This window comes from Streptacidiphilus jeojiense (genome assembly GCF_000719095.1).
In the GTDB taxonomy this organism is placed as follows: domain Bacteria; phylum Actinomycetota; class Actinomycetes; order Streptomycetales; family Streptomycetaceae; genus Streptacidiphilus; species Streptacidiphilus jeojiensis.
The window spans coordinates 36201-55362 of sequence record NZ_JOEH01000046.1 but is presented as its reverse complement, the minus strand read 5'-3'; the positions used below and the strand labels follow the sequence as shown (position 1 = coordinate 55362).

Below are 19162 nucleotides of genomic sequence, written 5' to 3'. Positions count from 1 at the left end.
GACACAGCCCAAGCCCCACCGGGCACTCCTGGATGACGGACAGCCCCACGAACGAGCGACGCCAAACCATCAAGAACGGGACTTAACGCCCTCTCAGAAGGTCACAGCGCCATAGCGTTTCCCTGACGACCGAGCAGGCACTGCTACCCGGGGCCGCCGTGAATCAGCAGGCACGACAGCCAGCGGACAAGTAGCGCACCGCGGACGTCGGCCCTCGCAGGCCCGTGGTGCAAGCCCCCGACGATCCGGCAACCGGCGAGGCGGTGGCCACCTCAAGCGTCATTTTGATCGGAGTCCTTAGGGCTCAGATGCGTACCGTCGTCTTGCCGCGTGCGCCGCCCGCAGCGTTCCGGGCCAGTGCTTCGGGAGTCTGGTCCAGCGTGACGGTCTGCTGGACAGGGACGGTGATCCTGCCCGACGCGACCTCGGCGGTGATCCGGGCGAGAAGGTCCGGCTTGTCCTGCATCATGAAGTTGCTCACGGCAATCCGCTCGGAGGCGAGTAGTTCCGGCGCCGCGGTGAGGGTCACGGACGCAGCCGCGCCACCGTCGCGGACCAGCCCGGTGTACGCACTGAAGCGGTCCGGATCACGAGTTAGGTCGAGCAGGGCGTCGACCCCGCCGGGGTGGGATTTGCGGACCTGCTCGGCAATGTCGCTGGCGGTGTAGTCGGTTGTCTGAGCGGCACCCAGCTGCCGGATCCACCGGTCGGCATCGGGCCTGGCAGTCGCAATGACCTCCGCGCCCCGGGCAGCCGCAAGCTGGACGGCGAAAACACCCACTCCACCGGTGGCGCCAAGGATCAGGACCGACTGCCCGGCTGTCACACCCATGGCCTCGAGCACACCGAGCGCGGTCATACCTGCGGTCGGCAGCGCGGCCGCGGTATCAGCGGGCATACCGTCCGGGACCATCTGAAGCGCCCCGTTGTCCGGGAATTCGGTGACCACCGTGTAGTCGGCGAACGTGCCGTGCCCCAAGGGCGTGCGGAAGAACTGGCCATGCAGCATGTCGCCGCGCTTGAACCCGCGCACCGCTTCCCCCACCTCCACGACGCGGCCCACGCCGTCCACGCCCAGGACAAGCGGGTACACGCTCGGCATGGACATCCGGCCCTGGGCAATACCTGCGTCAATCGGGTTCACCGACGCCGCCACCAGTTCAAGCAGGACTTCTCCCCGCGCCGGGCTGGGCACAGGAAGCTCCATCAGTTCGGGTGTGCCACCTGGCGTGTGCACTGCGATCGCACGCATCGCGCATCTCCTGTTCGTCGGCTGGTCTGCTGCCCCGCCCAAGGCAACCACCCATATCGGGCAATGCCGGACAGCGGCTGGCGTCAGCCAGTCAACTCCGCATGGCGGTCGACCAGAAGGACCGATCCGATCACCGTTGATACCCGGCAGGTATGAATGAGCGGCAGTGGTGGGCGCAGGCGACCGCGGCGGCCCAGCCGCAGGGTCACCTGCCGGGCAGAGGGCATGTCAATTGCCTCAGGACGCCGTTCCGTGTCCCCGGCCCATCAGCGACCCCGCGCCGCTGTGATTGTCCGGAGTGAGGTGGGTGTTGTCCGTGTTGTCCTGTGTCTCTCGTGGGGCGGCGGCAGCGACGGTGGCGGCCGCGCGAACGAAGGCGGCGACCGCTGGCGAGTGTGAGGTCTGGGGCCAGGCGACGGCCAGCGTGGCCGGCGCCAGGTCGTCGACCGGCAGGTAGGCGACTTCGGGCCGTGCGTAGCGCCGGGTGACCGAGACTGGGAGGAAGCAAACGATTCGGCTGAGTTCGACCAGCCGGAGGATCTGCGGCAGGTCCGAGGCGTCTTGCACGGTGCCAGGCGTGGGTGTGTGGCCCCGAACCGGATCGGATAGCTGATCGCGTACTGCGGTCCGGCTGTGCGACCTGTGGGCGGGGCCTTCCTCAGCAGGAGATCCGTCGGGAAGGGTGCGGCCCGCCAGGTCAGCCAAGCGCAGGGAGAGTCGGGCGGCCAGCGGATCAGTCGCGGCTAGGGCAATCAGGAACGGCTCGGTGAGAAGCGATTCGTAGTCCAGCCCGTGCTGGTCGACAGGGTCGAGCAGGAGCGCGGCGTCGGCGCGGCCGTCGTACAGGGCCGGTGCTTGATCGCCGAACGGGCCGAGGACCAGTTCGACCGCCAGGGCCGCCTCATCGTGAGCATAGGTGTCAAGGATCTGTGCCAGCAGGCCGCCGTCGATGTCGGCCTTGAGCGCCAGGCGTAGGCGCGGTTCGGGTTCTCCGGCGTGCTGGGCGCGTCGACCGGCTGCGCTGATCGCGTCGAGCACATTCCGGGCGTCACCCAGCAGGACCTGCCCGGCCGGCGTGAGCGCGACCTGGCGCGTGGTGCGCTTGAGCAGCGCGACGCCGAGTTGGTGTTCCAGTTCGCGGATCGCCCGGGACAGCGGCGGCTGTGCCATGCCGAGGCGTTCGGCGGCGCGTCCGAAATGGAGTTCTTCCGCCACCGCGACGAAGTATCGGAGCTGTCGAGTCTCCAGCTCATTCATACTTCCACGGTATCAGTGGCCACCGGATCGGTCCTTCAGGTCGACCGCCGCGCGGGGTTGACTGGTGGTGATTGCCCCAACCAGCGCTACCGCAAGGAGAACACCGTGCCTGCCAACGCCGTAGACCCGAACGAGACCACGGCTACCCGGCGGCAGCGGGGTGAGAGGATCGCCGCGGAACTGAGCGGGGACCCGAACCCGGCCCTGCTGGAGTCGCTCGACCGGGACTTCCCCTTCCTGGCCAATGCCCTCACCTCCTATGCCGTCGGTGAGATCCTCGCCCGCACGGTGCTCGATGTGCGCACCCGCCAACTCGCGCTCGTCGCCGCGTTCGCGGCACTCGGCCTCGGCGACTTCATCAAGATCCACGGCGGCTATGCCCTGAACGCCGGGGTCACCGAGGACGAACTGAAGGAGATCGTCTACCTCACCACCATCCCTGCAGGCTTCGCCCGGGCGGTCCAGGCCTCGCAGGCGGTGACCGAGCTCCTCGCCTCCCGCCGACAGGCCTGAAGGTCGTTGCTTGCCGGATTCTTCAGCCGATGGGGTTGTTGATGTTCTCGGAGACGCCGAGTTCGGGGACACCCCCGGTGCTGGGCGACCAGATCGTGCACGCGGCGGCGACCACCCCCTTGGGCGGGGTGTCCGGGATTACCGCGGTGCACTGTCCGAGGACCGCGGGCTCGTTGGTCGTCCCGTCGCTGGCCTTCGCATGGAGGTAGAAGGTCACACTCGCCGTTCCGGACACGCTGCCCTCGTTCACAGACGTCCCGCTCAATGGGCAGCTGGTCTCGCCGCACGGTCCGGTGGCCTGCCATCCCCCTGACAGGGCGAAGTACGCCATGCCGCAATGGTCCAGGATCTTCTGAACGGGGCTGCACGTCGGGCTGACCGCAGCGGCTGGGGTTGCGGTGGGGGCACCGCCGAGCGCGGCCTTCAGCTCCGAGAAGTTGTGGATCCCGAAGAACGCGGCGACCGCGAGCCCCGCGCCGATCGTCCCCACCCAGCCCCAGTCCTTCTTCTTGTCCACGTCAGCCATCGCTCCCCCAGCCATCTCCACTTAAAGTCTGGGCTGGAAAGGCTACTCAAAGGCGGTGTCCGCCGTCTGCCGCCTCAGGAATGTGCCTGGGGAGGACCTCGGCTGCTGCCATCGTCCGGTATGCGCGCAAGAGTGGACGCGCTTCGCGCAGGCATGCCGGAGCCTGGTCTACTCGGCTCCCTGGTCGGTGGGCCGGCCGGCGTTTTCTCGCTGCCGCAAGGCGGGTAGCACCAAGGCCTCGTGGAGGCGTCGCATGTCCTCGACGACGTCGAGGCTCGGATCGCGGAGCCATTGCAGTTGCAGGCCCTCCAGGGTGGCCACGAGGGTGCGGGGCAGCCAACCGTCCGCTCCGGCCTCGCCGAGCAGTGACCGAAGCCGTGCTTGGAGCCGGGCGTTGCGGGCGTTCATGAACGCGTGCGCGGGATGGCCGGTGTTGGCCGAGGCAACAAGCATGTCGACGTAGAGCTTGACTTCGCCCGGCGTCTCGTAGGTGTGCTTGAGCGCCCTGTAGTTCCCCTCCCAGGTGTCCATGTCGAAGAGTTCACGGGCCACCTCGTCTCGCATGGCAAGTACCGACAGGAGCATGTCGTCCTTGCTGTCGAAGTAGTGCAGAACGCCGGCCTCCGTCAGCCCGACGGCATCGGCGATCTGCTTGAGCGAGGGCGCCTGCTGCTGGTCGGCCTCGCCGTAGAGGCGAAGGGCCGCGCGCAGGATCTCCGCGCGCTTGGCGACGCCCTTGGGATACGAGCCACGCTGCTCTTCACGTGCCATGAGGTCGCCACCTGTCGGGGTCGGGATCCGGTCTTCGACGAAAAACCTAGTGTCACTCGGAAACATACGCAAGAAACCTAGTCATCCTCGGGTTTTAGTTCTAGTGTCGCCGTCACGACAGCACCCCGAGCCGTCACCGCGCCCAACGGCCGCCAAGGCCAACCCCCGACCATAAAACCTAGTACTCCTTAGTTTGTTCATCCTGGCGCTCTTCCGAGGAGACACCCATGCCTGATCTCCGCACCCGAAGCTCCGCTCGGGCCAGTTGGCCGGTCGGCACGTTCGAGCTGGCCGGCACTGATCTGACGGTCACCGCACCGAGCCAACTGCCCGCCGACCTGACCTGGCGCCCAGCCGTGGTTCCCGGCGGAGTCCACGAATCCCTGATCGCGTCCGGAGAACTCGCCCACCCCTTTCTGGACGAGAACGAGGTGACGGCGGCCTGGATCGAGGAGCGCGCCTGGTGGTACCGAACCGAGTTCACGCTGTCCGACCGGGCCCGGGAGGCCGACCGGCTCCAACTGGTCTTCCACGGGCTGGACACAGTGGCCTCGATCTGGCTCAACGGCACCCTGCTGGGAACCCACGAGAACGCCTTCCGCCCCGCCGCCTTCGACCTCACCGGAACCGGCGAGCAACGGAACACTCTCGTTGTCCGTTTCGCACCGCCGCTGGTCGGGATCACGGCTCCTGCCGAGATCGCCCGGGTCGCCGAACTGCGCCGGCAGGGCCTGCTGGCCATGCGGACGGGAGACGACGCCGACCCCGAGCGAAGTGCGATGCCACCGGGCGTGCTGTCCACCGGCCCCGAACTCACACTGCGCCGCAAGCCCACCTTCTCCTGGGGCTGGGACTTCGCCCCGCGGCTCCCCTCCATCGGCATCCACGCGCCGGTCGAAATCGTGGCCGAGAGCCGCGCCACCATCACCGCCCACCACGCCTACGCCCGCTCGGTGGACCCGGTCCGGCGGCGCGCCGTCGTCCAGGTCGACGTCGAGGCCGAGACTGCCGTCCCCCGTCCCGAGACTGCCGTCCCCCGTCCCGAGACCGGCGGCCGCGTCTCCGCGACCGCGGTGCTGACCGCGCCGGACGGCCGCCTCTTCACCACCGCAATCCCCATGGCATTGACACCCGAGGGCACCGCGCGGGGAACGGCCCAGGTCACCGTCGAGGACGCCCAACTCTGGTGGACGCACGACCTCGGCGAGCAGCCGCTGTACACCCTGACCATTGCGCTGACCGGCAGCGAGGGGCCCATCGACCAAGTCACCGACCGAATCGGCCTGAGGACCATGACCCTGGACCGCTCAGCCGATACCGCCGCGGGCGGCCGGCTGTTCCGCTTCCTGCTGAACGGCACGCCCATCTACGCACGCGGCGCGAACTGGATCCCCGCTTCGATGTTCATCGGATCGATCCCCGAGAGCACGTATCGGAACCTCGTGGAACTGGCCCGCCACAGCAACATGAACATGCTCCGGGTCTGGGGCGGCGGCACCTATGAGCACGAGTCCTTCTACGACGCCTGCGACGAGCTGGGAATCCTCGTCTGGCAGGACTTCATGTTCGCCTGCACGGACTACCCGAGCGAAGACCCCGGCCTTCACTCCGAAGTGGCCCAGGAGGCGACCTTCCAGGTAAGGCGTCTCCGCAATCACCCGAGCCTGGCGCTGTGGTGCGGCAACAACGAGATCGAAGGCATGCACGCCCTGGTCACCCGCTCCGTCGCACCCGGCAACTGGGGCTGGCACTTCTTCCACAAGATGTTCCCCGAGACCGTAGCGCGGGACTGCCCCTCGGTGCCGTACTGGCCGGGCAGCCCATGGGCCGATGTACCGCTGCAGATCAACGGCGTGACCCAGGGCGATCGTCATGCCTGGGAGGTCTGGCACGGCGCCGACATCGGCGCAGGCGGCCCGACCGAGTTCCCCTCCCCCGGTGCGAAGGTGCACTGGGACCGCTACCGGTACGACCACGGCAAATTCATCAGCGAGTTCGGCATCCACGCCGCACCCGAGCTGGCCACGCTTCAGCGCTGGACCGCCGCAGAAGCGCCGAGCCTGGGCTCGGCCGGCCTGCTGCAGCGGATCAAGGACGTGCCCAAGAACAAGGGCGAGGCGCTCATGTCCTACGAGACGGGGACGCCCAGCAGCATCGAACAGTTCGTCGACTTCTCCATGGCCTGCCAGGCGGAGGGCCTGAAGTTCGGGGTCGAGCACTACCGCCGCCTCCAGCCTTCCAACAACGGGGCCCTGGTCTGGCAGTTCAACGACTGCTGGCCCGGGATGAGCTGGTCGGTCATCGACTACGACCTGGTGCCCAAGGCCGGGTACTTCGCCCTCCAACGCGCCTTCGCCCCAGTCCTGGCGAGCTTCCGGCACACCGACGACGGCGGACTCCAGCTGTGGGTCACCAACAGCACGCCCGGCCCGGTCTGGACGACGGCACGGATCGAATTGGCCGAGTTCGCCGGAGCCCGCCTGTGGGACGAACTGGTCCCGGTGAACCTCGGAGCGATGGAGTCGCGGCAGGTCTGGCACGGCCAGGCACCGGGGTCGCAGGCATACGCCTGGGTCTCGGCCGACGACGGGTGCTTCCCCGCCAACCGGCTGTTCTTCGACCGCCTGAAGAACATCGACCTCAGTGCGGGCCGCCTGAAGGCAGCCGTCGAACGCACCGGCCGGACCACCGCGGCAGTGACCCTCGCCTCCGAGGGCTTCACGTACCTGGCCAGGGTCTCCACCGGCGCACCCGGCTGCCGCTACAGCACCAACTACCTCGACCTGCGCGACGGCGACCAGCACACGATCGAAATCACCGGCCTGCCCGCGGACTTCGACCTGCGCGATCTCCACATCGCCTGCTACGGCCCGAGACCCACCATCCAGTCCTGACCCCGGCCCACCCGTCAATGACGAAGGGAGCCTTCGAATGTTCGCCAAGCGTGCAGCACTCTGCGCAGCGATAGCCGCCCTGACCGCCACCGCCGTGGCAGCCTGCGGCGGCCCGTCCTCCACCCCCACATCCACCTCCGGCAGCGGCGGAACCCGCGCCATAGCGATCGGCCTGCAGTTCGCCACGATCAACTTCAACCCGTGGCTCGTCCCCAACGGCCCGAACTACAGCCTCAACTACACCTCCGCCGTCTACGACTCGCTGACGACGCTGACCGGACCCGACAAGGTGGGCCCCGGCATCGCCACCTCCTGGACCGAGCCGAACCCCACCACCCTTGAGATGACACTGCGTCCGGGGATCGCCTTCGCCGACGGGACACCCCTGGACGCGGCCGCGGTCAAAGCCAACTTCGACTACGCCAGGACCGCTTCACCGGCCGGCAGCCTCGTCACGTACATCAAGAACCTCACCACGACAGTGGTGAATGCGACCACCGTCCGCTTCACCTCGACGGTGCCGGTCACGGACCTGCCCTTCGACTTCGCCACCGGAGCCGGGTTCATCGTGAGCCCGAAGGCCCTGGCCCACCCTTCGAGCCTGAACGACCAACCGGACGGTTCGGGCCCCTACACCCTGGACGCCTCCGGCACGACCTCCGGCCAGCAGTACACCTTCACCCGACGCGCGACCTACTGGAACAAAGCGGCCTTCCCCTACGGCAAGGTCACGTTGCGGGTCTACAGCTCCCAGCAGGCCCTCGACTCGGCCGTCCGGTCCGGCCAGGTGCAAGTGGCGCAGGGCGCCGCGCAGACCAACGCCGCCGACAAGGCCGCCGGTCTGACGGTCGTGCCCGCCCCTCAGATCACCACGGCCGGCATCTGGATCAACGACGAAGCCGGCGCGGCAGTCAAGCCGTTGGGGGACGTCCGGGTCCGGCAGGCGCTGAACTACGCCGTGGACCGCAAGGCCATCGCGGCCCTGGGTTTCGGCGCCGACGGGACGGCGACCTCACTGGTCGTCGGCCCGGACAGCCCCGGCTACCGGGCGAACGCCGCCGCCTCCTATCCGTACGACCCGGCCAAGGCCAAAGCCCTGCTGGCCCAGGCCGGCTACCCCGACGGCTTCACCCTGCCGATGCTCAGCACCCAGAGCGGCGACCTGCTGGCCCAGGCCGTCGCCGGGTACCTGCGCGCGATCGGTGTGACGGTGCAGATCTCGGACCACAACACCGACTTCGTGCAGCAGGCGACCTCGGGACGGTGGGCCAGCATGGTGTTCGAGTGGAGCATGGACCCGGCCGCGCAGAGCATCGCGTCCCTGGTGTCCGCCAACTTCGGCCCGCACACCCCGCAGCAGGACGCGCAGATCCAAGCCCTCGCCGCCCAGGTCCTCGGCACGACGGGCACCGCGCAGTCGACGGCTATCGATCAGGCGGTCGCCACCATCAACCAGCAGGCCTGGTTCGTCATGGTCGGCACCGTCGGCTTGACCTACTCGACCGCGAACACCGTCAGCTGCACCGACCTCGGTCTGGCAACCTGCCTGCTGTCGTCGCTGCACCCGGCGAAGTAGCCCGGCATGGGGAGTCTCGCGCTACGGCGCGCCGCAGGCGCGGTCCCGCTGCTGCTCGTCGTCTGGACCGCGGCGTTCTTCCTCCAGCAGCTGATCCACGGCGATCCGGCCGCGTATGTCCTGGGCAACACCTCGACAGCGGCGCAGCGCGACCAGCTCGACGCCGCCTTCGGACTGCACCGCTCGCCGCTGGACCAGTACCTGTCGACGTGCGCCAACCTGCTGAGCGGCGACCTCGGCAGGTCATGGATCACCAGCGAGAGCGTGGGCCGGCTGCTGTCGACGGCGCTGCCCGTAACGCTGTCGCTGGCCCTGCTGTCGACGCTGGTCACGGCCGCAGTCGGAACAGCCCTCGGCATCTGGGCCGCGCTGCGGCGCGGCAGCAGGGTCGACCGGATCCTGCAGCTGGCGGCCGGAGCAGTGACGGCCGTCCCCAACTACTGGATCGCGGTCGGCCTGGTCTACCTCTTCGCCATCCAGTACCGGGTCCTGCCCGCGACCGGGTACGTACAACTGAACCAGTCCCCGGGGCAGTGGCTGCAATCGCTGATCCTGCCGGTCATCGCCCTGTCCCTGGCCCCGATCGGCCCGATCTTCCTCCAGGCCCGCAGCGCCGTGGCCGAGGCGCTGGACGCCGACTACGTCCGGACCGTCCGGGCACTGGGCATTCCCCGCCGACGCCAGGTCCTCAAGCACGGCCTGCGCAACGCCGCCGCCCCGATCGTCACCGCCGTCGGCTTCAACACGGTGGGGCTGCTGGCCGGAACGGTGGCGGTGGAGCAGATCTTCAACCTGCCCGGTCTCGGCTCCCAGTTGCTGTCGGGTGTCCTGGGCCACGACGTCCCCGTCGTCCAGGGCGTCGTCCTGGTCTTCGCGGTCGGCGTCGTCATCGTCAACCTCGCCGTCGACCTGTTGATCGGGGTCCTGAACCCCAAGGCGAGGCGTGCATGAGCACCGTCGTCCACCATGCCGACAGCCCGGTCGGCCCGGCGGCGCGGGCCGGGCGCGCACTCGCAACCTCGCCCCTGACGCTGACGGCCGTCGCCTGGCTGGTCCTCGTCGTGCTCACCAGCGTCTTCGCCGACCAGCTCGCACCGTTCGACCCGCTGACGCAGAACCTCACCGAACTGCTCAAGCCGCCGTCGGCGACGCACTGGCTCGGCACCGACAGTCTCGGCCGCGATGTCCTGTCCCGGCTGATGCACGGCGGCGACACCCTGCTGTGGGGTGCCGCGGAGGCCACCGCGATCGCCGTGGCCCTCGGGCTCCCGGCCGGCCTGCTCAGCGGATACCGCGGCGGGATCGCCGACGCCGTCATCTCCTGGCTGGTCGACCTCACCTTCGCCGTTCCCGCGTTCGTCGTACTGGTCGCACTCGCGGTCATCTACCCGCAGAACACCGCGGTGATGATGGCCGTGCTCGGCGTGCTGGGAGCCGGAGCCGCGACCCGGCTGGTACGCAACTCCACCCGCACGGTGCGGGACGAGTTGTTCATCGACGCCGCCCGCGTGTCCGGTCTGCCGCTGCGGACCATCCTGTTCCGGCACGTGCTGCCGACCGTGGTCGCGCCGGTCATCATGCTCGCGGCCACCAGCATGGCGATCTGCGTCATCGTGCTGTCCTCGCTGTCGTTCCTCGGTCTGGGCGGATCCCCGGAAGCGCCGTCCTGGGGTCAGATGATCTACGAGGCGTCGCAGAACATCACCGTCGACTCCTGGCTCCTGGTGCCGCCCGGCGCGGTATTGATCCTGACGGTCATCGCCTTCAACCTCATCGCCAACACGGTCCGCGACGCGCTTCCGGGCGGCCCCACGCCCCGTCCCGTCCGGCACCGGCGCACCGTCCTCGCCGAGACTGCCGCCCAGCGGCCGGACGCCGACCCGCAAACGCTGCTGGGCGTCCACGGGCTCGTCGTCGAATTCCCCTCCGGCCCGGTCGTCGACGGTGTCACCTTCGCCGTCCGCAAAGGCGAAATCCTCGGCCTGGTCGGCGAGTCCGGCTCCGGAAAGACCGTCACTGCCCTGGCAATCCCCGGTCTGCTACCCATCGACGAGCGGATCACCGCAGGCTCGGTACGGTTCGCGGGCGAGGAACTGGCCGGCACCACGGAGCGGCGTCTGAGCCGGGTCAGGGGGCGAGGCGTCGCCTACATCGCGCAGGAGCCCATGGCCGCCCTGGACCCCTGCTACACCGTCGGGAACCAACTGCGGGCGGCCCTGCGCCATTTCGGCGCCACCCGCCGCGCCGCGGCCGCACGGACCGGGGACCTGCTCCGAGAGGTGGGCATCAGCGATCCCGATCGTGTGATGCGATGCCGCCCCCACCAGATCTCCGGAGGTATAGCGCAGCGCGTCGCGATCGCCCTGGCCCTGACCGGCGACCCGGCCCTGCTGATCGCCGACGAGCCCACCACCGCACTGGACGTCACCGTCCAGGCAGCGATCCTCGACCTGTTCCGGAACGTCGTCGCCACGGGTGAACGCGCCCTGGTGCTGGTCTCCCACGACATCGGAGTCGTCGCAGACGTCTGCGACCGCGTCGCGGTCATGTACGCCGGGCAGATCGTCGAGCAGGGAGAGACCGACAGCGTCCTGGGCGCACCCCGCCACCCCTACACCCGCGCGCTGCTCCGGTCGATGCCGAGCCTGGACACCGCGGGACGCCTGCCGGTGATCCCCGGCTCGGTGCCCGCACCGGACGCGTGGCCCGAGGGCTGCCGGTTCGCCGCCCGCTGCGCACTCGCCACGGACGCCTGCAAGAAAGGACCGATCCCGCTCATGGACGTCTCCGGCCCATCCCCGCGCACCACCCGCTGCGTCCGCGGCCACGACCTCGCCCCGGAGCCCGGCCGATGACCCCGACACCTGAGGAAGTGCAGCCCCGCACGGATGCCTGGCTACTGGAAATCGACCACCTGCGGGTGTCCTACGGCCGACGCAGGCGGACGCACACCGCGGTGGACGACGTCACGCTGAACGTCGGGGCCGGCGAGGCGGTCGGGCTCGTCGGGGAGTCCGGATCGGGGAAATCGACCATCGGACGGGCGGTGCTCGGTCTGACCGCGTCGAGCAGCGGCCGGATCCGCTTCGAAGACACGGACATCACCTCGGTACCCGCCGAACGGCGCGGAGCGCTTACCGCCGACCTTCAGGTGGTCTTCCAGGACCCGTACGGCTCGCTGAACCCAGCGCGAACGATCAGTCAGACGCTCACCGAACCACTACTGACCCACCGGGCGATGACAGCCGAGCAGGCCCGGGCCCGAGTGCAGGGCCTGCTCGACCAGGTCGGGCTGCCCGCCGACGCAGCGAACCGCTACCCGGCCGCCTTCTCCGGTGGCCAGCGCCAGCGCATCGCCATCGCCCGGGCCCTGGCCAGCAATCCCAAGCTGGTCATCTGCGACGAGCCGGTGAGCGCTCTGGACCTGTCCACACAGGCCCAGATCCTCAATCTGCTCGCCGACCTGCGTGCCGATCTCGGCCTGGCCTACTTGTTCATCGGCCACAACCTCGCGGTCGTCCGCAACCTCTGCGATCGCGTCGTCGTCCTGTACCGGGGCCAGGTCATGGAGACCGGCCCGGCCGCGCAGGTCACCGGCCACCCCCTGCACCCCTACACCGCCGCCCTGGTCGCGGCGGCACCTGTGGCCGACGTGGCCGCCCAGCGGGAGCGACGGTTGGCCCGCGTCACGGTCACCGAGCCCCTGACGGTTGCCCACAGTGGCTGTCCCTTCGCCGGGCGGTGCCCGCACGTCGAGGACATCTGCAGACAGCAACGCCCGGCCCGCGTCAAGGTCGGCGAGTCCGTGGTCGCCTGTCACCTGTTCCCCTCCGGCAAAGGAGACAGCCACACTTCCGGGAGTGTTGACGAGAAGGTCTGATCCCCGGCCCCAATGCCGTGGAGACCTTGCCTGGCCAGTAGCTGATCCGCCCGCGTCAGTGCAGTTGCTTGTTGATCTTTTCTACGCAACTGCGCAGGACTTCGACCTCTGAGTCGTCAAGGACGTCGAAGACGAGCCCGCGGACCTCTTCGACATGCGCGGGCGCCGCCTCCGCCATGTGTGCGAGTCCGGCTTCGGTCATGACGGCTCTGGTGAACCGGCGGTCATCGCCGTCCGTCATGCGCCGCACGAAGCCGCGCCGTTCGAGTCTGCTGATCAGATGCGACAGACGGGAAAGCTCCGCGCTGGAGCGGCTGGCCAAGTCGGACAGTCGCATCTCATGATTCGGCTGCTCCGTCAGGCCCGCCATCACGTAGTACTCCAGGTAACTCAGGCCGGCATCGCGCTTGAGCTGAGCGTCCAACACCGTCGGCAGCTGCCCCATCAAGAACGTCAACTCACGCCACGCACGCAGCTGCGGAGCAGTCAACCACTGCGGTTCCTGACTGTGTTGTTCGACCGTCGACATGCGTGAAGCCTACCACTTGAATTTTCATGTCTTGAATTTTCATGCATTGATGCTAGCCTCGAATACATGAAAATTCAACCGATGACGAAAACGGGCACGCCGGTGCCAGTGACCGTCCCCCCTGCGGGCGCCTACGTGATCGATCCCAGCAGGTCAACCATCGATTTCACGACCAAGCACATGTTCGGGCTCGGCACGGTGACCGGCACGTTCACCCTGCGCTCCGGACGGATCACGGTCGCCACGCCAACCATCGCCAGCGGTGCAGTAGTGGTGGCCGATGCCGCCAGCTTCTCAAGCGGACACCGGGGCCGAGACGAGAAGGTGCTGTCAGGGGCCTTCCTCGACTCCGCTTCGTACCCGGAGATCAACTTCGCGTCGGCCGGAGCAGTGAACATCGACGGTCGCTGGACGCTTCGCGGAACGCTCACGGCACACGGTGAGGATGCTCCGGTCGAGTTCACCGTGATCGAATCCGCCGTCGAAGGCGGCACTCTCCGAGTCGTTGCCACAGCAACCGTCGACCGCCATGCCCACGGCATCACCGCAATGAAGGGCATGGCGGGCCGCTACCTGCAACTGACCGCCACCGTCCACGCCCACCAGTGATCCCAGCCAGGCGCTCGTTCCGTCAGCGAAAAAGCGCACAACCGGCGCTCCCGGGATCGACGGTCCCTGCGGCGACATGACGGCGGCCGCCGAGCACCCAGCATCTACGTGCAGACAATCCAGGAGGTCACCGATGCTGTTGACGATCACGCGAATCGCGTTGCGCAGCTTGTTCGCCCTGCCGGCACTGCTGCGCCGGTGGATCGCGGGCCGGCCAGTTCATCTCGACGGGCAGGAACTGGATCTCGACACCCAGCTGTTGATGACGCTCCGACGTCGGCTCGGGGCTGGCTCGGCCGGCCGCAAGCCCGATCTCGCCGTCGTTCGCCGGCAGTACGCGCTCTTCACGGCCGCCATCAACGCGCCGAAGATCCGATCCGTGCAGACACAGAACGTGGACATCTGCGAAGGCAGCATCCGTGCCCGGCTCTACCGGCCCGCCGGGCTAGCGACCGGCTCGCCGTTGCTGGTGTATTTCCACGGTGGCGGATTCGTCCTCGGCGACCTAGACAGCCACGACCACCTGTGCCGGCTGCTCGCAGTGCACGGCGGTCTCGCTGTGCTCTCGGTGGACTACCGGCTCGCACCTGAGCATTCGTTTCCCGCTGCCGTCGAGGACAGTGCGGCAGCCGTCGAATACGTTATGGCGCAAGCCGATGCACTGGGGATCGATCCGAACAGGATTGCACTGGGCGGCGACAGCGCGGGCGGCAATCTCGCCATCGTGACCGCGCTGCAAGTCAAGGGCCCGATGTTCGTCCTGGCGTTCTATCCCGTTGTGGAGGCCACTACCGCGCCGCCGTTGCCCTCGCGAACCCTTTTCGGCAAAGGGCTCATGCTCACGGAGAAGGACATCGCACTGTTCGACTCCATGTACATTCGCGACACATCCCAGTACGCCGACTGGCGGGTCGCTCCGATCCACGCTCCGAACCTCTCGGACCTGCCGCCGTTGTATCTCGCCACCGCCGGGTTCGATGTGGTGCGCGACGAAGGCGAGTTGTTCGCCCTCAGGGCCTCAGCGGCTGGCGTCCCGGTAGTACAGCATCGACACGAGAGACTCACCCACGGCTTCGCCAATATGACGCAACTACTCCCCGCAGCCCACGACGCGGTGCTTGAGGCCGTCGGAGCCCTTCGCGCAGCCATCTCACTGTGACGATTCCTGTCGGAGCGCGCGAGAGGGAGGGCGAACCCAGTCGACCGCAACCACGGGAGCAGTAGCAGTCTCTGCGAGACGGTCACCGCGTAAGTGGACTGCCCCGGCGATGCTCCACGACTTCTTCGGCCGCCTGGCCGAACGCCGGCACTAGGCGACAGACAAGCCGGACTACTGCCTCTGAACATGTACTGGTGGCCGCCTGGTCAGGTACGTCGGAGCCACCCCGACCAGGCCCTCAAAGCCTTTGGCGTCACTCCGACTCGCCCGGCCTCAAGCCCGCGAGGGTGCTCTCCCACTTGGCCAACCTCCCACGGGCGAAGACCGTCCCCTGGTCAGTACGGCGGGCGCATGAACACACCTGTTGCATCGGTATCGAGCGCCACTCTTCCTCAGCCACCCCTAGCTGTCAAGATGACATTTTTCCTTGTCAAATGGACAGAGACTTGAGGCTTTCCCTGGGCCTGCCCGCGTCTAATCCCAACCTCGTCAGGCAGCTTTGACCGCCAGGGGATCGGGCAGGTGCCCATGACCCTGCCGGTCCTGTCGAACATGTGGATCGTCGACCCGAGCGTGCCGTCGTCGGACTCCACCTCGCATACGATGGCAAGCGAAATCGTACGTACCTCAAACGGTGAAGTGGGTGAACGGTGCCCGAGGTTTCCTTGGTGCCCGGGTCGGTGGCGGACCACACGGTCTGCCTGCTGCTCAAGCTGGGCCAGGTGGCCTTCCGGTTGAGCGAGGACCGACTGGACGCCCTGGGGCTCAGGGTTCGTCACTACAGCATTCTGCAGGCGCTCGCGGACAACGGCCCCCAGCCACAGCTGGGTCTCGGCGCGTACTTGCGCATCGACCCCGCCACGATGGCGAGCAGTCTGGACTTCCTGGAGAACACCGGGTACCTGGCGCGTGCGCGGGACCGGCAGGACCGGCGCAGGTACGTCGTCGAGATCACTGCGGCCGGGTCCGACCTGCTTGCCCGGGCCAACACCGGTCTGGAGGGTCTGGACGCGACAATGTTCGCGGACCTGGCTGCAGCTGACCGCGAAACCCTGCACCGCGTCCTGGGCAAGCTGGCGTCCGAGCCGGGCCTGCCGGCGCTCTACGACGCCGTGCGGGAGCCAACGGCATCCAAGAAACAGGCGTAACACACCTACTTTGGGGGCCGTGGCCAGCTTCGCTGCCATGCGCCGGCATACGGCCTCGGACAAGCTCACCGCCCGGGGCTCACGCGGTGTCGATGAAGATGCCCAGGTCCAGTCGCTCGGACGCGCCCGCGGATGCGTCTGGGCCGTAGGACGCTGAGCGTTTCCTAGGCAGCCTTTTGGCAGGGCGGCTTCGGCCTGGAGGACTACAGAGCGCAGTGACACCCTCACCGTGACCACCATGCCGCACCCGGGCCCGGTCACCCAACCGGTCCAACGACCAGCGAGTCAAAGAAATGCGCCTGGCGGGCGACCCTCCTACGTTCCACAGGCGCATCACCGTCCGACCTGCGCAACCAGGTCACCACTCCCAGCGGGACCACTGACGCTGCCCTCACCGAAGGAACCAGGCTGGCGGCGTGGTTCCTCCCGGTTACCCCTCGGTGGTGAATGCGGTCAACACGCCTGGGAGGAAACGGCGTTCGAGCTGGCCGGGGGGCAGCTGCTCCGGTTCCACGTAGCTCTGGGCCAGTCCGCCCTCGCGGACGGCGATGAGCAGCCGGGCGAGTTCGTCCGCGTCCACGGTCAGGGTGCGGCCTGCTCGGGTCAGGCAGTGGGTCAGGCCGCGGGCGAGGGCAGCGCGCAGTTGTGCGTCGTGTTGGGCCAGGGCTGCGGCGGCCTGCGGGTCGCGGATGGCGTGCAGGGTGAACTCGGTGGTGACCAGGTACCAGTCGCGTTCGGCGGGTTCGATGTCGGCCAGGGCGTCGACCAGGCCCTGCAGGGTGAGTTCGGTCGAGTCGATCAGTGTGGTCATCCGGTCGAGGAGTTGTTCGCTGTGCGCGTCGAACAGGGCGAGGAAGAGCTCTTCCTTGCTGTTGAAGTTCGAGTAGAACGCTCCGCGGGTGTAGCCGGCGCTCTCGCAGATCTGCTCGATCGAGGCGGCGCGGAAGCCCTGCTCGGCGAAGCACTCCAGCGCCGCCTGCAGCAGGGCGGCGCGGGTACGCGGGCGCCTCTTGGTCACTCCCTTGGGCATCGGGATGTCTCTCCTGTGTGTGGTGCGACCGGAACCCCACCCTACCGCTCTGCATACCTACCCGTATCAGATGCATAGACGTATCGGATGCGTCTCTGTATCTTTTGACTGTCCGCATGCCACCACCACCCTGGAGCACGCCATGACCACCGCACTGCCGCCCGCCCTCGCCGCCGCCCTCGGGCCCGCCCCGACGGACCTGATCGTGCCGATGCCGCCGACCTTCGACTCGGTCGAGGCCGAACGGCAGTACCGCAAGGAGCAACTGGCCGCCGGCTTCCGCCTGTTCGGGAAGCTCGGCTTCTCCGAGGGGGTGGCCGGGCACATCACCGTCCGCGACCCGGAGCGCCCCGAGTGGCTGTGGGTCAACCCGTTCGGCATGAGCTTCAGCCAGATCAAGGCTTCCGACCTGATCCTGGTGGACCACGAGGGCACCCTGCTGTACGGCAACCGCCCGGTGAACAAGGCCGCCTACGTCATCCACTCGCAGGTGCACGCCGCACGCCCGGACGCCATTGCCGCAGCCCACGCGCACTCGCTGCACGGCAAGGCGTTCTCCAGCCTGGGCATCCTGCTGGACCCGATCACCCAGGACGCCTGCGCCTTCTTCGAGGACCACGCCCTGTACAGCGACTACCGCGGCGTGGCCAACGAGATCGAGGAGGGCAAGCGGATCGCCGACGCGCTCGGCGGCGCCAAGGCTGCCATCCTGAAGAACCACGGACTGCTGACCGTCGGCGAGTCTGTGGCCGAGGCCGTGTGGTGGTTCATCACCATGGAACGCTCCTGCCAGGCCCAACTGCTCGCGATGGCCGCGGGCACGCCCGAACTCATCGACCGGGAGACCGCGCTGATCACCCGTGAGCAGGTCGGCAGCCACCTCGCGGGCTGGTTCCAGGCCCGCCCGCTGTGGGACCAGATCACCGCCTCCGACCCCGACCTGTTCCACTGACCGGACCACCCGCAGGAGCCACCGTGTCCAGCACCCCCACCCCCCGCCTTCGCATCGCCGTGCTCGGCGCCGGCAGCATCGGCTGCCACCTGGGCGGCATGCTGTCCCAGGTCGCCGACGTCACCTTGATCGGCCGCCCCGCCGCGATGGCCGCCATCGAGCAGGCCGGGCTGACCCTGACCGGGCCCGGCACCGCGCGCCACCAGGCCGCAGGGGTGGGGCTGGCCACCGACGCGGCAGCCGCGGCCGCCGCGGACTACGTGCTGGTGTGCGTCAAGTCCGGTGACACGGCGGACGCCGCCCTCGCGCTGGCCGCGCACCTGGCTCCGGAGACAGTGGTGGTCAGCTTCCAGAACGGCCTGCACAACCCGCGGGTCCTGCGCGCCGCGCTGCCGAACCAGGTGGTCCTCGCCGGTATGGTCCCCTACAACGTGGTGCGCACCGGGACGGCCTCCTTCCACCAGGGCAGCGGCGGGCAGCTGATGCTCCAGGACGCTCCCCGCGCCGACACCCTGGCCCAGGCCGCGCGGGCCGCCGGTCTGAAGCTGGAGCTGCGCCGGGACATGCCGGCCGTGCAGGCGGCCAAGCTGCTGATGAACCTCAACAACGCGGTCAACGCCCTGTCCGGGCTGCCGTTGCGCGAGCAGCTCGGACAGCGTGCCTACCGCAGTTGCCTGGCGCTGTGTCAGCAGGAGGCACTCGCGGCGTTCCGGGGTGCGGGTATCGAGCCGGCCCAGCTCGGCCCGGTCCCCGCCGCCTGGATGCCGCGCGTCCTGCGGCTGCCCGACTCCCTGTTCCAGCGCGTGGCTGGCAACACCCTGCGGATCGACGGCCAGGCCCGCTCCTCGATGTGGGAGGACCTGCAGCGCGGGCGCCCCACCGAGATCGACTCCCTCCAGGGCGAAGTCCTCTCCCTCGCCGAGCAGCACGGCCTGCCCGCCCCGGCCAGCCGCCGGCTCATCAGCCTGGTCCAGGACGCGGAGACACAGCCCCCCGGCAAGGCCCGCCAGTGGACCGGCCCGGCCCTGCTCGCAGAGATCACCCGCCCCAACGGCGGGTGAACCAT

17 protein-coding genes are annotated in these 19162 nt (G+C 68.5%); 11 read left to right on the top strand and 6 right to left on the bottom strand.

All coding sequences use genetic code 11. The features are described 5' to 3' along the window. Positions 1-304: 304 nt before the first annotated feature. Together IF29_RS0138495 and IF29_RS0138490 are read right to left on the bottom strand one after the other, a co-directional pair. Positions 305-1252, bottom strand: a complete 948-nt coding sequence (locus IF29_RS0138495; protein WP_030266141.1) for an NADP-dependent oxidoreductase — start codon at positions 1250-1252, stop codon at positions 305-307. Positions 1253-1489: 237 nt separating this feature from the next. Further along, positions 1490-2509, bottom strand: a complete 1020-nt coding sequence (locus IF29_RS0138490) for a LysR family transcriptional regulator (protein WP_063757713.1) — start codon at positions 2507-2509, stop codon at positions 1490-1492. A 105-nt stretch (positions 2510-2614) separates the two neighbouring features. Here IF29_RS0138490 and IF29_RS0138485 point away from each other — a divergent pair, with 105 nt between their 5' ends. Further along, positions 2615-3022: a carboxymuconolactone decarboxylase family protein gene (locus IF29_RS0138485; protein WP_030266136.1), complete on the top strand. Its 408-nt coding sequence runs from the start codon at positions 2615-2617 to the stop codon at positions 3020-3022. 22 nt (positions 3023-3044) lie between these two features. On the opposite strand, the gene IF29_RS0138480 is transcribed toward IF29_RS0138485, so the two are convergent. Both IF29_RS0138480 and IF29_RS0138475 read right to left on the bottom strand, forming a co-directional pair. Continuing rightward, the gene (locus IF29_RS0138480) at positions 3045-3548 is read right to left on the bottom strand and encodes a hypothetical protein (protein WP_030266134.1); all 504 of its coding nucleotides are present in this window, start codon (positions 3546-3548) and stop codon (positions 3045-3047) included. Between the two features lie 168 nt (positions 3549-3716). Further along, positions 3717-4319 carry a TetR/AcrR family transcriptional regulator gene (locus IF29_RS0138475; protein ID WP_063757715.1) on the bottom strand — a complete coding sequence of 201 codons (603 nt, stop codon included), beginning with the start codon at positions 4317-4319 and terminating at the stop codon, positions 3717-3719. 227 nt (positions 4320-4546) lie between these two features. On the opposite strand from IF29_RS0138475, the gene IF29_RS0138470 reads away from it, so the two are divergent. From IF29_RS0138470 to IF29_RS0138450, 5 genes are read left to right on the top strand one after another with little or no spacing between them, the layout of a single operon-like run. After that, positions 4547-7213: a glycoside hydrolase family 2 protein gene (locus IF29_RS0138470; RefSeq protein ID WP_051726591.1), complete on the top strand. Its 2667-nt coding sequence runs from the start codon at positions 4547-4549 to the stop codon at positions 7211-7213. Positions 7214-7250: 37 nt separating this feature from the next. Further along, positions 7251-8789, top strand: coding sequence for an ABC transporter substrate-binding protein (locus IF29_RS0138465; RefSeq protein ID WP_051726590.1), 1539 nt, complete (start codon positions 7251-7253; stop codon positions 8787-8789). A 6-nt stretch (positions 8790-8795) separates the two neighbouring features. Further along, positions 8796-9740, top strand: coding sequence for an ABC transporter permease (locus tag IF29_RS0138460; protein ID WP_030266126.1), 945 nt, complete (start codon positions 8796-8798; stop codon positions 9738-9740). Beyond that, positions 9737-11644 (top strand): dipeptide/oligopeptide/nickel ABC transporter permease/ATP-binding protein, encoded by a 1908-nt coding sequence (locus IF29_RS0138455; RefSeq protein ID WP_051726589.1) that lies wholly within the window; start codon positions 9737-9739, stop codon positions 11642-11644. The genes IF29_RS0138460 and IF29_RS0138455 overlap by 4 nt, the downstream gene beginning before the upstream one ends. Next, entirely contained in the window at positions 11641-12669 is a 1029-nt protein-coding gene (locus IF29_RS0138450; protein ID WP_051726588.1) for an ABC transporter ATP-binding protein, read from the top strand. The genes IF29_RS0138455 and IF29_RS0138450 overlap by 4 nt, the downstream gene beginning before the upstream one ends. A 55-nt stretch (positions 12670-12724) precedes the next feature. Here IF29_RS0138450 and IF29_RS0138445 read toward each other — a convergent pair whose 3' ends face one another. Next, positions 12725-13198, bottom strand: a complete 474-nt coding sequence (locus IF29_RS0138445; protein ID WP_037598278.1) for a MarR family winged helix-turn-helix transcriptional regulator — start codon at positions 13196-13198, stop codon at positions 12725-12727. 66 nt (positions 13199-13264) lie between these two features. Here IF29_RS0138445 and IF29_RS0138440 point away from each other — a divergent pair, with 66 nt between their 5' ends. From IF29_RS0138440 to IF29_RS42845, 3 genes are all read left to right on the top strand, one after another. Next, complete coding sequence (locus tag IF29_RS0138440) at positions 13265-13807, top strand: YceI family protein (protein ID WP_084715485.1); 543 nt, start codon at positions 13265-13267, stop codon at positions 13805-13807. A 133-nt stretch (positions 13808-13940) separates the two neighbouring features. Then, a complete protein-coding gene (locus tag IF29_RS0138435; RefSeq protein WP_030266115.1) occupies positions 13941-14966 on the top strand; it encodes an alpha/beta hydrolase in 1026 nt (341 codons plus the stop codon). Between the two features lie 680 nt (positions 14967-15646). Beyond that, positions 15647-16114 carry a MarR family winged helix-turn-helix transcriptional regulator gene (locus tag IF29_RS42845; protein WP_198037672.1) on the top strand — a complete coding sequence of 156 codons (468 nt, stop codon included), beginning with the start codon at positions 15647-15649 and terminating at the stop codon, positions 16112-16114. Between the two features lie 430 nt (positions 16115-16544). Here IF29_RS42845 and IF29_RS0138420 read toward each other — a convergent pair whose 3' ends face one another. After that, positions 16545-17144, bottom strand: a complete 600-nt coding sequence (locus IF29_RS0138420) for a TetR/AcrR family transcriptional regulator (protein ID WP_030266110.1) — start codon at positions 17142-17144, stop codon at positions 16545-16547. 142 nt (positions 17145-17286) lie between these two features. On the opposite strand from IF29_RS0138420, the gene IF29_RS0138415 reads away from it, so the two are divergent. Together IF29_RS0138415 and IF29_RS0138410 are read left to right on the top strand one after the other, a co-directional pair. Next, positions 17287-18096 carry a class II aldolase/adducin family protein gene (locus tag IF29_RS0138415; protein ID WP_030266108.1) on the top strand — a complete coding sequence of 270 codons (810 nt, stop codon included), beginning with the start codon at positions 17287-17289 and terminating at the stop codon, positions 18094-18096. A gap of 23 nt (positions 18097-18119) precedes the next feature. Continuing rightward, positions 18120-19157 carry a 2-dehydropantoate 2-reductase gene (locus tag IF29_RS0138410; RefSeq protein ID WP_232242811.1) on the top strand — a complete coding sequence of 346 codons (1038 nt, stop codon included), beginning with the start codon at positions 18120-18122 and terminating at the stop codon, positions 19155-19157. Positions 19158-19162: the final 5 nt, after the last annotated feature.

Bases quoted from the DNA above. Each gene is read 5' to 3' on its own strand.
- IF29_RS0138450 (WP_051726588.1), top strand. From the start codon at position 11,641: ATGACCCCGACACCTGAGGAAGTGCAGCCCCGCACGGATGCCTGGCTA.
- IF29_RS0138455 (WP_051726589.1), top strand. From the start codon at position 9,737: ATGAGCACCGTCGTCCACCATGCCGACAGCCCGGTCGGCCCGGCGGCG.
- IF29_RS0138465 (WP_051726590.1), top strand. From the start codon at position 7,251: ATGTTCGCCAAGCGTGCAGCACTCTGCGCAGCGATAGCCGCCCTGACC.
- IF29_RS0138475 (WP_063757715.1), bottom strand. From the start codon at position 4,319: ATGGCACGTGAAGAGCAGCGTGGCTCGTATCCCAAGGGCGTCGCCAAG.
- IF29_RS0138495 (WP_030266141.1), bottom strand. From the start codon at position 1,252: ATGCGTGCGATCGCAGTGCACACGCCAGGTGGCACACCCGAACTGATG.
- IF29_RS0138445 (WP_037598278.1), bottom strand. From the start codon at position 13,198: ATGTCGACGGTCGAACAACACAGTCAGGAACCGCAGTGGTTGACTGCT.
- IF29_RS0138480 (WP_030266134.1), bottom strand. From the start codon at position 3,548: ATGGCTGACGTGGACAAGAAGAAGGACTGGGGCTGGGTGGGGACGATC.
- IF29_RS0138420 (WP_030266110.1), bottom strand. From the start codon at position 17,144: ATGCCCAAGGGAGTGACCAAGAGGCGCCCGCGTACCCGCGCCGCCCTG.
- IF29_RS0138440 (WP_084715485.1), top strand. From the start codon at position 13,265: ATGAAAATTCAACCGATGACGAAAACGGGCACGCCGGTGCCAGTGACC.
- IF29_RS0138415 (WP_030266108.1), top strand. From the start codon at position 17,287: ATGACCACCGCACTGCCGCCCGCCCTCGCCGCCGCCCTCGGGCCCGCC.
- IF29_RS0138470 (WP_051726591.1), top strand. From the start codon at position 4,547: ATGCCTGATCTCCGCACCCGAAGCTCCGCTCGGGCCAGTTGGCCGGTC.
- IF29_RS0138435 (WP_030266115.1), top strand. From the start codon at position 13,941: ATGCTGTTGACGATCACGCGAATCGCGTTGCGCAGCTTGTTCGCCCTG.
- IF29_RS0138460 (WP_030266126.1), top strand. From the start codon at position 8,796: ATGGGGAGTCTCGCGCTACGGCGCGCCGCAGGCGCGGTCCCGCTGCTG.
- IF29_RS0138490 (WP_063757713.1), bottom strand. From the start codon at position 2,509: ATGAATGAGCTGGAGACTCGACAGCTCCGATACTTCGTCGCGGTGGCG.